Origin of the sequence: Sorangium sp. So ce295 (assembly GCF_051527405.1) — a bacterium.
In the GTDB taxonomy this organism is placed as follows: Bacteria; Myxococcota_A; Polyangia; order Polyangiales; family Polyangiaceae; genus Sorangium; species Sorangium cellulosum_B.
On sequence record NZ_CP150324.1, the window covers coordinates 12436359 to 12449027 of the forward strand.

At 69.6% G+C, this 12669-nt stretch carries 7 protein-coding genes; 4 read left to right on the top strand and 3 right to left on the bottom strand.

What is annotated here, in order from left to right; all coding sequences use genetic code 11:
* Positions 1 to 486: 486 nt before the first annotated feature.
* The 3 genes from WMF11_RS47040 to WMF11_RS47050 all read left to right on the top strand — a co-directional run bounded on the left by WMF11_RS47040 (position 487) and on the right by WMF11_RS47050 (position 6939).
* Complete coding sequence (locus WMF11_RS47040) at positions 487 to 1875, top strand: neprosin family prolyl endopeptidase (protein ID WP_437975399.1); 1389 nt, start codon at positions 487 to 489, stop codon at positions 1873 to 1875.
* A gap of 1483 nt (positions 1876 to 3358) precedes the next feature.
* Complete coding sequence (locus WMF11_RS47045; RefSeq protein ID WP_437975400.1) at positions 3359 to 4648, top strand: serine/threonine-protein kinase; 1290 nt, start codon at positions 3359 to 3361, stop codon at positions 4646 to 4648.
* 359 nt (positions 4649 to 5007) lie between these two features.
* Positions 5008 to 6939 (top strand): transketolase, encoded by a 1932-nt coding sequence (locus tag WMF11_RS47050; protein WP_437975401.1) that lies wholly within the window; start codon positions 5008 to 5010, stop codon positions 6937 to 6939.
* Positions 6940 to 7294: 355 nt separating this feature from the next.
* Here WMF11_RS47050 and WMF11_RS47055 read toward each other — a convergent pair whose 3' ends face one another.
* The 3 genes from WMF11_RS47055 to WMF11_RS47065 form a co-directional block, all read right to left on the bottom strand.
* Positions 7295 to 7756, bottom strand: coding sequence for a hypothetical protein (locus tag WMF11_RS47055; protein ID WP_437905591.1), 462 nt, complete (start codon positions 7754 to 7756; stop codon positions 7295 to 7297).
* 366 nt (positions 7757 to 8122) lie between these two features.
* The gene (locus tag WMF11_RS47060) at positions 8123 to 9145 is read right to left on the bottom strand and encodes a TIR domain-containing protein (protein WP_437975402.1); all 1023 of its coding nucleotides are present in this window, start codon (positions 9143 to 9145) and stop codon (positions 8123 to 8125) included.
* A 108-nt stretch (positions 9146 to 9253) separates the two neighbouring features.
* Entirely contained in the window at positions 9254 to 10072 is an 819-nt protein-coding gene (locus WMF11_RS47065) for a metallophosphoesterase family protein (RefSeq protein WP_437975403.1), read from the bottom strand.
* A gap of 165 nt (positions 10073 to 10237) precedes the next feature.
* Between WMF11_RS47065 and WMF11_RS47070 the strand changes: the two genes are divergently transcribed.
* The gene (locus WMF11_RS47070; protein WP_437975404.1) at positions 10238 to 12622 is read left to right on the top strand and encodes a DUF2169 domain-containing protein; all 2385 of its coding nucleotides are present in this window, start codon (positions 10238 to 10240) and stop codon (positions 12620 to 12622) included.
* The last annotated feature ends 47 nt before the right edge of the window (positions 12623 to 12669 follow it).

The window sequence follows — 12669 nt, forward strand, 5'->3', positions numbered from 1 at the left end:
ATTCGAGACGACATCGTCTCTGACGTATAGGGGTGGGGTACGCCGTCGATCAGCATCACTGGGGCTTCTCCGCGAGCAGGTCGCGCTCGATCTCCGCCATCCTCCCGCGCAGTTCGCGCTCGAAGGACCCGAAGTCGTCAATCGGCGGCTGGCGCTCCTCGTCCAACTCCTTGAGACGGTCGAGCGCTCATTCTTTTTCTTCGCGCATCTGCGTCAGGCGCGGCCGCGCAGCCGGTTTTCCTGCCACACAAGACCAGTTCCGCCAGCGGCGACATTTTCTCAGGCATTCGGGATTTCTGCCGCAGGGCGCGCCTCCAGGACTCCAAAAATACAAAGGAACGACATAAAATCCAAAAACTTCGCGTCGATGCTTGACTGAGAAACTCAATTGCATACTGTCCGCCGAAGTGACCTGGCTCACTCGGGCGACGAATACGCATCGATCTACAGGAGCGATGTAATGGCGAGAGGGGAACTAGTGCGAGAATGAGCCGAATTGCGACCAGTGGTCTTATGATAGGCGCCGTCCTGCTGCAGGCTTGTTTCGGAGCCGATCCGAGCCAGGAGTCAGAGGCAGACATACCGGAGCAGACCGCTGTACAGCGCGTCACGTCGGATCTCCGAGCGATGCGTCGCTCCGAGGTGGACGGCTGGAACGCCCAGCGGGCCCGAGGATGGAACATCGTTGGTACCGTTCAGATGCCCAGCGGCCAGATTATCGAGTTCGTCGAGTACGCGAGTCTCTATCCGGACGCGGTTAACGTTATTCCACCGCCGCAACCTCAGCAGACGCCGACCCCGAGCCAGGATCGGCGTCGAGGGGCCGAAGATAAAGTGAGCGCCGAGGAGACGGCACCGATGCACGACGCTCGTCGGGCGCGCACCGAGTACGAGGAGCTTGGGATCCAGGCCCCCGAAGGGACCGTGCCCATGCCGCGGCCAACGTTCGACGGCTACGTCGAGGGCAACCATTCGGCAGAGAATTTGGACAGCTATATCAAGAACCACATTGCGACGCCGCTGCCGAGCTACGACGGAAACAAGAAGCTCTACGCGAACAAGCAAGACTTGCGCACTCACGTGTCCAACGCTGCAGACGTGAGCACCTGGGACTATGCCAACGTCGGAAGCACGGAGATGAGCCTGATGCAGGGCGCCTCCTTGTGCTCAGGAGCGAGCCCGTCGACCACCATGGAAGCGGTTGAGGTCGGCTTCATGGAGCAGAGCCCGCTCTATAGCAATTCTTTCATCCATCTATTTCTCTACTTTCGCACGGCCGGTGGGGCGCAGGGTGCTCGCATCGGTGGCTACGACGAGCTCCAGGCGGGCTTCAAGCGCGAACCTTCGGCGACAATCTTCCCGGGCGCGGTGATGTCCTCGAGCACGATGAGCGTTGTCAATGGAACGCACTACTCCTGCCCCGTCGAGATCCAGTTGTTTCAAAACCGCTGGTGGGTCCACGCTTGCGGCCAATGGATGGGTTACTACCCGACACAGAACTCGGTCGCGGACGCCGCCGGTGAGCGCATCACCTTCGACCTGATCGCCAGCGGAGCGTGCCGTGCCGACTGGTACGGCGAGTACTGGCATCCCGGCGTCAACACCGGAAGTCCGCCGACCCCCTGGGCCAATGGTGATGTCGGCAGTGGTCAGCATGGCAACAGCTCGGGTCAGGCTGCCTGGATCTATAATCCGCGCATCGGCATAACGACTCCGAGCAATACCTTCGCATTCAACGGCGGCAACGCTCCGGGTGGGGCCTTTTCAGGGTACGATCCTGACTGCTATAGCCTTTCCAACATGCTGCTAGACGTCAGCAACATCACGTTCTTCCGTCTTGGAGGCCCGGGCGGAGATGGAAGTGGCTGTAACTAACAGGACAGCGCTGGCGTCCTCCGCGGTGCTGCTGGCATTGTTGGCGGTACTGGCGTGCTCACGCGTGAGCGCAGACGCGGATGGGCCGGCGGTCCAGCTTGCCGAAGCGCGTCAAGCGGACGGCGCCGAGGCTGAGGTGAGCTGCGCGACCGACGGCGACTGTGCGTCGGGATTCTGTGATCGGGCTCGGTGCGCGGCGAAATTCGATCCGCGGCACTACGGTTGGGAGTGTGATGAGTCTTCGCTTCCAGCCGACAATCCCATCCGGGCGTCGAAGCTGCGCGTCTGCGGCGCGTACGTTTGTCGAGAGGGTCGTTGCCGATCGTGCTTGAGCAATGCGGATTGCTCCGGGGGCGGGGTTTGCCAGAGGTCCCACGACCCCGCCACGCCAGGCTGGTTTTGCGGCGCTCCGTAAAGGCCAGAGCACCGACGATGATGCAGCCCCGGGGTCAAGGGCTTTAGCGCTCTCTTTCCGCGGCTGGCCGGCTTCAGCTCGGCCGCGCTAGCGCTCGGCGTCGTCGGTGCAGGTCGTTTCGGCATGGACGTCTCCCTTCGCCCTGGTGGGCGTCGTTACGGTTGGGCTGGAGCGTCGCGTCGAGTCCGCAGGAGCGAGCTGTGGCTCAATCGATCGACGATCCGCATTCACAGGCCGGCAGTCGCCTTGGTGGTCTGGATGCACGCTGGAATCCGAAGCGGGATCGTGGAGGCGCAATCTATCAAACGGCGTGTTCGACCCAGAGGCGGAGCGCCCTCGGTGCTCTCGCGCTCATCCTCTCTTATGCGGATCGCTGGGTGCGTGGCCGCTGGCGCCGGTAGCGGCACGGGATCCTCCGCGTCCAGCGGCGGCTCCAGCACATCGAACAGCGCAGGTGGAGAAGGCGATGAAGGCGGCGGGTGCACCTGCGGAATGGCCGGTCGAACCGCTCCGACGGGCGCTCCGGCGGCATGGGTGGCCGTCTGGGCGGCGGCCCTTCATCGCGTCATCCGGCGCCGCCGCATGATTTCCCGCACGGCCGGGCGAACCGCTTGGCGAACGCGCTCACGATGACGTTCTGACCGGGGCGATGGCGCCGCACGGCGCTGATTCACCACCCTTGCGCACCTCATGGTGGATCCGGAGACTCCTGAGCGAGGCGCTTCCGTCGTTCCTGATTCCTGCCTCCCCCGCCCGGTGGTACCGTGGCTGACATGCCCCGGTCTCGGCGTCCAGGAGCGTTGTCGCATCAGCGCGTCAACGAGCCTGGGCACGGCGACGGCACGGAGGGTACCGCTCGTGTGGCAAGCATCGGCTTCCGGTGGACGATCTGACGCCAATGTCCCGATGGCGGACAGCGCGCGTGCCATTGCGGCGCGCTCTGACCGCTCCGGCGACGCCGCTCCCGCTTCTTCTGCAGCCGGGCGGGGCGACGTAGCCCAGGACCCGCGGCGCAACCAGCTGGTCGCCGGGCGGTACAAGCTCTCGCGGCTGGTCGGACGCGGCGCCATGGGCGAGGTGTGGCTCGCGCACGACAGGGCGTTGCGGATCGACGTCGCGCTCAAGCTCCTCACGGTCCAGCGCGAGAGCCAGGCCGGCACCGCGCTGGAGCGCTTCCGGTTCGAGGCCCAGGTCGCGGCGCAGCTGGCGCAGAAGACGGACCACGTCGTCGCCGTGCACGACGTCGGCAACGACCCTGCCGCGGGCCCGTACCTCGTCATGGATTACGTTCGAGGTCGGTCCCTGAGGCAGCTCATGCAGGAGCGGGGGCCGATGTCCCCGGCGGAGCTCGCCCCGCTCCTCGGCCAGATCGGAGAGGCCCTCTCCGTCGCGCACGGCCTCGGCATCGTGCACCGCGACATCAAGCCGACGAACGTGCTGCTCGAGGAGGAGCGCAGCGGCGAGGTGCGCGCCAAGGTCGCGGATTTCGGCATCGCCAAGTGGATCCGAAAGGAGCTGCCAGCCGACTTCCCCCGCCGGACCATCGGCGGCGTGGTGCTGGGCACGCCGGCGTACCTGAGCCCGGAGCACGCGTGCGATGGGGACACCAACCCGCACTCGGACATGTGGGCGCTCGCGGTCGTCTCCTACGAGGCGCTCACGGGCCGGCTGCCCTTCCCGGGCCACACCATGAGTGACGTGCTCGCCTCGATCCTGGCCAGCGCGCAACCGCCGCGGCCGGCGCTGTACCCGGACGCGCCACCGGCGCTCTCGGCGTGGTTCGCGCGCGCGTTCGCCCTGAACCCGACGGAGCGGTTCCCCTCGATCGAGGCCATGATCGCCGCTTACAAGGCCGCTGTCGGCCTGTCGGGGGCGCCGGTGCGCGCCGAGCGGGCAGAGCCCGCGCGCCGGGGCAAGCTGGGCCTCGCGGCCGGCCTCGTCGTGGCGCTCGGCGTCGTGCTGTCGACCGGCGCGCTGTGGGCGCAAGCCCAGCTCCCCGCCGCGCTGCGGGCCTCGAGCGTCGATGCGCGCGCCGCGTCCGTGGTCCGCGCCGCGCAGGCGCGCATCGCGGCCCAGGCGAGCCCACGCCGAGCAGCGAGAGCGGGCGGCGCCGCAGCGGTGGAGGCTGCCGTCCCCGCGGCCGACGACGCCTCCGTCCCCGCGGCCGAGGAGGCCTCCGTCCCTGCGGCCGAGGAGGCCTCCGTCCCTGCGGCCGCGCCGCGCCCCCTCGCCGCGCAGGCCCCGCGCCCGGTCGACCCGCGTTCGGCGCCGCCGAGCGCTCGCATCTCCCGCGGTGACCGCGCGACCGGCGCGCGAAGCGCGCCCACCGAACGCGAGTTGCTCAGGACGCGTCACTGAGCGGTTGTTGCCAATCCACGCGTGCGTGAGCTCGGCGGTCCGGCGCACGCCTCAGGCCGCTCGATGATTGCGCCATGCAGGCAGGCTTGGCTGTCCTCGTCGTGGCCAGACACAGGCGTTGTGCGCGGTGGCGCCCTGCTTGCATCAAGACGTCGGCGTCAGGTGCAGCCATGGCGCAAGAAGCCCCCAAGCCGGCCGAGAAGAGACGGCCAAAGCATGTACGCAGCCCCCTGAAAGACGTTGCGCCGAGCCGCCCCCGGGGACTGCCTGCGCAGGATGATCGAGAGCAAGCCGCGAAGGCCGAGAAGGATCGCTCGCCCGCGCCGTCCGGCGAGCGATCGACCCAGGCGCCCCACGGGGTGCCTCCGCGTGGGCACGAACCGCGCGGCGGGCGCGACCGGACCGAGGGGCAACACCGAGGCAGCGCCGAGCAGGCTCACGGTCAGCGTGAGCTCGCCCAGCAGCTTCGCGTCGATAGCGTCCGCTGCTCGACGATGGCCGGCTCCGGACACCCGACCTCCAGCCTGTCGGCGGCCGATCTCATGGCGGTGCTCCTCCGCGACCACCTCCGCTGGGACCTGAGCCATCCGGAGAACCCGAACAACGATCACGTGATCTTCTCGAAGGGCCACGCCTCCCCGCTGCTCTACGCGATGCTCAAGGCGGCGGGCGTCATCTCCGACGCGGAGCTCCTGTCGTACCGGCGCTTCGGGAGCCCGCTGCAAGGGCACCCGGTGCCGACGCTCCCCTGGGTCGACGTGGCGACCGGCTCCCTGGGTCAGGGGCTCCCCATGGGCGTCGGGATCGCGCTCTCCGGCAAGTACCTCGAGAAGGCTCCCTACCGTGTCTGGGTGTTGCTCGGCGACAGCGAGATGTCCGAGGGATCCATCTGGGAGGCGTTCGACCACGCGCGCCACACGAAGCTCGGCAACCTCATTGCCATCCTCGACATGAACCGCCTCGGGCAACGCGGACAGACGCCCCTCGGCTGGGACGCCGCGGCCTATGCGGCGCGCGCCCGCGCGTTCGGCTGGCGTGCCCTGGAGATCGACGGCCACGATCCAGCCGCCATCTCCGGCGCCTACGCCGAAGCCCTCCGCGCCTCGGACGCGCCCGCGCTGATCGTCGCGCGCACGGTGAAGGGAAAGGGCGTGTCCCTCGTCGAGGACAAGGACGGCTGGCACGGAAAGGCGCTCGACGAGGCGCAGTGCGCGAAGGCGATCGAAGAGCTGGGGGGCATGCGCGATATCGTCATCACGCCAGAGGCGCCTGCGCCGGGTGAGCCTGCTCCGCGGCCCACCGCCGGGCCGCTGAAGCTCCCCATCTACGAGCGCTCCACGGCCGTCGCGACGCGGAAAGCCTACGGCGACGCGCTCAAGGCGCTCGGCGCTGCGCGCGCGGAGATCGTCGCCGTGGACGCCGAGGTCAACAACTCGACCTTTGCCGAGGAGTTCGCGAAGGCCCATCCAGACCGCTATTTCGAGATGTTCATCAGCGAACAGCAGATGGTGGCCGCCGCCGTCGGGCTGAGCGTCCGGCGCTGGTCGCCCTTCGCGTCGACGTTCGCGGCCTTCCTCACGCGCGCCCACGATTTCCTCCGGATGGCCGCGGTGTCGAGGGCCGATATCCGCGTGTGCGGCTCGCACGCGGGCGTATCCATCGGCGAGGACGGCCCGTCGCAGATGGGGCTCGAGGATCTGGCCATGATGCGCGCCATCCACGGGAGCACCGTGCTCTATCCGTGCTGCGCCAATCAGGCCGCTCGGCTGGTGGCTGCCATGGCCGACCAGAAGGGCATCGTCTATCTCCGAACGACGCGCGAGAAGACGCCCATCCTGTACGATGCGACCGAAGCGTTCCCCATCGGCGGGAGCAAGGTGCTGCGCGAGACACCCCATGATCGCGTGACGATCATCGCCGCCGGCATCACCGTCCACGAGGCGTTGAAGGCCCACGCAGAGCTCGAGGCGAGCGGGCTCTCCGCTCGAGTCCTGGACGCGTATGGCATCAAGCCGATCGACGCCGCCGGCATCCGGGCGGCCGTGCAGGCCACGGATGGAAACGTCGTCGTCGTGGAGGATCACTGGGCGGAGGGCGGCCTGGGCGACGCCGTGCTCGAGGTCTTGGCCGGCGAAGAGCCCGTCGTCGCGCGCGTCGTCCACCTCGCCGTGAGGGAGATGCCCGGCTCGGGCACCCCGGCCGAGCTCCTGCGTGCCGCGGGGCTCGACGCTGCCTCCATCGCTGGCGCGGCGAAGCGCCTCCTCTCCGGCGACGCACGCCGCGCGCGATAGCCCTGGCCTCACGCGAGCCGTCTCGCGGTGACTCGCCTCGGCACCCGCGCGGGTGCCGAGGCGGAGGCGCGGACAAAAAGAAAAAAGAGCGCCCGTCCGACGGTGTGGGGGGGGAAACCGTCCCTCAGGCGCTCCGGGGTCAGGGCTATGCAGGAGCTGGGCCAGGGATCTCCTGACGAGGGTCCGTGAATTTACGTAGGCGTTGTACGGGTGAGGCTTTCGTTTCTGGTGTGGCGGATTTCGTTGCTGAAGCGCAGGCGCGCCGTCTTCGCGTTCCCGAGCGTTGCACGGTGCCGCTCGGCCGAGCGCCAGGCCAGGCGAGCGCTGCGCCGGAGCAGCCAGGCGAGCGCTTCGCCTAGGCGGGGCGGTGGGGGGTGCCGGCGATGGCTCCTACGCGGCGCGTCTTCGCCACGCGCCTCGCCTGCTGTCGGATGTGCTCCACGGCCTTCTCGAAGAAGGCCTCGGGGGAGGCCTTGCTGACGGTGATCTGCTCTCCGCCGATGAGGACGACGAGGAGGCCCCTGTCGGTCCTGCCCACCGCGAAGAAGTCGACGGTGAACGGCAGCTCTTCCTCGACGGTGAGGGACAGCTGGCACTTCAAGACCTCGCCGACGCCGGGCTGATTCTCGACGACAAACCGCTGCAGGAGCCCGTTGGCGTGGGCGTCTCCGGCGATCCGGTTGAGCGCCCACTTGTCCCTCGGCCAGGCCATGTGGTCACGGAGCTCGTATATCCACTGCAAGAGCTCCTCGGCGACCTGGCCGATCGCCGCCTTGGAGGCCTCATAGGACAGCTTGATCTGCTCGTATTTCGTCATCGGGGCTCCATCGCTCTCCGGCGCGCGCCCTCGAGGCTACCAGATCGCCGCGCCTCGCCGCACGCGGATCGGGCCCCTCGGCCTCGCCGACGCCGCGCGATCCGAGGGCCCCGCGCGCGGCGCGCCTGGCTGCCTTCGGGGCGCCGCGCACGCGGGGCGCGCTGGAGCAACCCGCCGACCGTCCGCACCGGCGGCGGCTGCACGACCACCGGGATATCGCCGGGCGTTGCGCTCATGCTTCACCCGGCGCGTTGCCCACCGCCAGGTGCTCGAGGCCGCCGGGTTGCTCCTGCGCGGGCGCGCGAGTAGAGCGGTCTCCACCTCGATCGGCCGCCGCTCGAGATCATGACGGACTGGTCCGGCGGCTCACCCCTTGCGGAACGCATCGAAGTAGCGCTCCGCCCACTCCGGCAATGCTTGCGCGGGGGACTGGCGGATCCAGGTCATGCGCTCCAGAAACTCGGGGTGATGCGGGAGCGCCTCGAGTCCTTCGGGCGGCGCGTAGGCTTGAAGGCACCAGCCGCCGGAGAGGCAGTCTCTCGAAGCGATCTTTAGGTAAACATACCCCGCCGTCTGTGGGCGATTCAGCCAGCGGAACCGCCCGAGAATCACATCTCCAACCAGCTTGATGTTGTGATACTCCGCGAGCCCGCTGAGATCGCCTTGATAGCAGTAGACGACCCGGAGCTCGCCTTCGTGAAATCTCGTGTAGTAGATGCTCCTGGACTCTTTATCGTACCAGACACCCTCCAGCGTTCGCAGATCCAGGGCGTCCGGAGCGCCCTTCGCGTCGACCGGCGCCGGCGCAGACGCGGTCTTCGTGGCGGCCGCGAGCACCTGCCGGAAGCTCTCGGTCTGCGCCTCGAGCGCGACCCTGAGCGCCGCGATCTCCGACCCGAGCGCCGAGGGGGCCGTCGCTTGCGCCGCGGCGCGCCCGTGCTGCCGGCTGACGGCGCTCCTGATCTGCGTGCACACGGCGCCGAGAGCGGCCAGGAGGTTTCCGTCGGCGCGCCGCGCGAACGTCGCGGCGGTGACCCCGGCGAGGTCGCTCGGGAGGCCTATCGGCTCGTCCCGACAGTACACGATGAAGGTGCGCTCCCGGCCCAGCGCGCCCATGAACAGCCCGAGCTCGAACAGCACGTTGTCGCGCGGGCTGTTCATCGCCTGGCTGCGCTTCTGCACCAGATCGTCGGGCGTGAGGACCAGCACCGCGAAGTCGAACTCTCGGATGGCGGCACATAGGCTCTCCAGCGTGCCCCCGGAGAGGCCGAACACGCCCTGCGACCAGACCGTGCAGTCAGCGTCATAGTCCAGCCCGAGCTGGATGTGCTCGGCGATGCGGAGCCCTTCCACCGACGAGCCGATGAAGATACGCGCTCGCGTGCTCACGAAAAACCTCCCTCGAAGACCCGCAGCATCTCTGTATCGTGCGCCCGGCGACGCGCCTGCCGTCCCCTCGGAGCGCAGAGGCGCTCTCTCTCCCCGGGCCGCGCGTGCTCAGGCATATTGTTGCAGCAACGCGCTGCGCATCGGGTTGTCGCACGCCCCCACGGCCGCGCGGATCGCGTCCCTGTCGACCGGCACCCTGTGCAGGCTGACGTTGACCGCGCCGCCCTGCGCCTCCACGATCGCGAACTCGGCGTGGTGCAGCAGCGTCGGTGGCCCGCCGTTCGCGTACTCCTTGAACGGCATCCCGACGCTCCCCGGGTTCACGAGGAGCGTGCCGCGGTGCTGGCGGAGCATCTGGAGGTGCGTGTGCCCCCCGGCCATCACCGTCGCAGCGTGGCCCTCGAGGCGGCGATCGAGCTCCTCCGGCGGGGTGTTCGCGAGGAGATCTTCCATGTGAGACCGGGGCGAGCCGTGGAACACGAGGAGCGTCGAGTGAGCGTCGAGCGGGATCTCGAGGCGCGCCTGGAACGTGCGCAGGAAGGCGAGCTCGTCTCTCGACAGCCGATCACGGCACCAGTCGACCGCGTCGACGACGATGGGGGCCTCGGTGTAGGTGCGGATCAGCTCCGGATCCAGCATGAACTCGTCGTGGTTCCCGAGGATGCACGGGCACCCGAGCTCCTGCAGCATGTCCAGGATGGCCGAGGGCCGCGGCCCCAGCGTCGCGACGTCGCCGAGGCAGATCACCTGATCGACGCCCGTCGCGCGGATGCTGGCCAGCACGGCCCTGAGCGCCACTTCATTGCCGTGGATGTCGGATATCAGCGCGATCCGCATGGCAAGACCCCCTTCAGCGGCCATCGAGACGTTGGAGCGGCTCTCGGCGCCTCGCGGCGTCCGATCGGCGGACTCGTGACGATAGACCATGTCCGCCGGCGCCTCCAGCCCCCTCGCGCGTGGTCGGACGAGGCGGCGAGGTGGCGCGACGGCGCGGCAGCGCGACCGCTGGGGGCGATGGACACGCGCGTCACAGCCGCGAAGTTCCCCCAGTCTCCCTGCACGCGCCGGACCACGAGCGGGTAGGATCGGCGCGTGCGCGCGCTCTGGCCGGTGGACATCGTCGCCTTGAATCCCGTGTCGTGCGGCGCGGTCCTGTGGCGCATCGGCGGCGTGCTGCGCGTCACGATCCTCGTGAAGGCGACGTTCGCCCTCGGCGCGGACGGCGACGCGGATCTCGTGGCGCCCGAGCCCGTCGAGCGCGAGGACCGCTTTCACGACGACGACCCCTCGCGGAGCCTGCGCTCCGCGAGCGACACCGCGCCGTACCTGCCCGGCGCCGGCGTCGTGCTCACCGGGCACGCGCATGCGTCGGACGCCACCGGGCCGGTGATCGGCCTCTCGGCGAGGCTCGCGCTCTTCCGCGGTGGGCCGCTGCTCGACAAGACGATCCACGTCTTCGGGGACCCCACGCCCGGCAGCATCGCGCCCACGCCGTTCCAGAGGATGCCGCTCGTGTACGAGCGCGCGGCGGGCGGGCCCAGCCATCCGTGGAACCCGGTCGGCGTCTCCGAGGCCGGCGAGGGCGCGCGCGCCGACGCGCTGGATCCAGCGATGGGCGCAAGGCGAGCGCGCCCGAACCTGGTCAATCCTGCGAGCCCCCACCGGCCCGCGTGCTTCGGACCCATCGCGCCTCACTGGGCGTTGCGGGAGCGGCTCTTCAACGGCTTCGAGCCAGCCGCCGCGCGGCGTTCGGCGCAGCTCGGCTCGCCCGGCGCGGACCCCGCCGCCGCGCGGCGCGCGGAGGTGCTCCACATTCCGGAGGACTTCGACTTTCGCGCCTTCAACCCGGCGCCGTTCGATCAGCAGATCCCCTTTCTGCAAGGCGATGAGCAGATCCTTCTGGAGAACCTGAGCGCGGAGAGGCGTTTCGTCTCGACGCGCCTCCCCTCGGCGCGCGCTCGTGTGCGCCGCTACCGCATCGACGCCGCGCTGGCGGGCGGATCGCAGGAGATCCCGCTGGTGGCCGACACGCTCGTCATCGACGGTGATCGCCAGATCGCCTCGCTCGTGTGGCGGGGCAGCTTCGCGACGGAGAGCGAGGAGGCGCTCCAGGACATCCGCCTGTTCGCGGGTGTCGAGACGCTCAAAGGGACCATTCCGTGGCCGGAGCACGGCGCGCCGCTCCCCGGGGACCCTGCGGCGACACAACGGAGCTCGGCGCCGGCCGTTTCGCTCCCCAGGCCGATAGCGGCGCCCGCCGGGATGGTGGAGACAGGCCCGCTCTCGAAGAAAAAGATGGAGATGCCGGTGCTCCCCTTTCGTGATTCACCTGCCGCGCCGCAGGCTCCTGCTCCTGTCGCCGTGAGCGGAGGCATCACGGGACCGCTGGGCCAGAGGATGCCGATCCCCGAGGACAGGCTCGCGGAGGTCGGGGCGGAGCGGGCGCAGTTCCCGTTGGCAGCGCCGGGGACGAGCGCGTCGCGCGGGGAGGACCCCATCCCGGGCGCGCCGTGGAGCCCCGTGCCCGGGCCTCGGCTCGTCAGCCCCGCTGGCGCCGGGGGCTCGCGGGCCGGGCGCACGCTGGTCGACTCGGGAGATCCTGAGAGCGGTGTCGTGGAATCGGCGCCGCCGCCGGAGAAGGTGAGTCCGCCGTTCGAGGTGGCGCCGCCGGCGCTGGCCGAGGTGGCGCTGCCGGAGAGGGTGAGTCGGCCGCCCGAGGTCGTGGCGCCGGCAGCCGTATCGCCGCCTGTGACGAGCGAGCCGCTCGCCGGGCTGGAGGCGCGAAAGCGCGCCGAGGCGAGGCTCGCCGAAGGCGGCGATTTCGATGGAGACGACCTGTCGGGCGGTGACCTTTCGGGGCTCGACTTCAGCGGGCGCTCCCTCGCGCGGTGCGCGCTCCGCGGCGCGAGGCTCCGTGGTGCCCGCCTCGCAGGGGCCAGCCTCGTCGAGGCGACGCTCGACGAGGCCGACCTCCGCGGCGCGGATCTGTCGCGCGCCGATCTCACGAACGCGCGCGCCGACCGCGCGGAGCTCGTCGAGGCTTCGCTCGAGGAGGCGGACCTTCACGGCGCCTCGCTGTGCGGGGCGAACCTCGAGCGAGCGCGGCTCGCTCGTGCCCGCGGCGACGGCGCGATCCTCTCCGCGGCGAACCTAACAGGCGCCGACCTGGAGGACGCGCGCTTCGTGGGCGCGTCGTTCGCCGGCGCCAACCTGCGTGACGCGAAGGCCGATCGCGGCGATTTCATGTCGGCGCGGTTCGACCGCGCCGACCTCGGCGCGGCCTCGTTCTGCAAGACCCGCCTCGTCGCCGCGGTGCTGGCGCACGCGAAGCTCGATCTGACCGATCTCCGCGGCGCCAACCTGGAGCGTGCCAATCTGCATGGGGCCTCGCGGAGGCGGGCGAAGATCGCGGGCGCCATCATGAAGGAGATCGACGAGACGGCGCCGGCGAGCCCGGAAGATCCCGAAGGCTCGTGAGCCCCCGGCTCGCGTCACATCCGTGGCGGCCCAAGGTTCGCTACGTC

Bases quoted from the DNA above. Each gene is read 5' to 3' on its own strand.
- WMF11_RS47045 (WP_437975400.1), top strand. From the start codon at position 3,359: ATGGGCGAGGTGTGGCTCGCGCACGACAGGGCGTTGCGGATCGACGTC.
- WMF11_RS47055 (WP_437905591.1), bottom strand. From the start codon at position 7,756: ATGACGAAATACGAGCAGATCAAGCTGTCCTATGAGGCCTCCAAGGCG.
- WMF11_RS47040 (WP_437975399.1), top strand. From the start codon at position 487: ATGAGCCGAATTGCGACCAGTGGTCTTATGATAGGCGCCGTCCTGCTG.
- WMF11_RS47065 (WP_437975403.1), bottom strand. From the start codon at position 10,072: ATGGTCTATCGTCACGAGTCCGCCGATCGGACGCCGCGAGGCGCCGAG.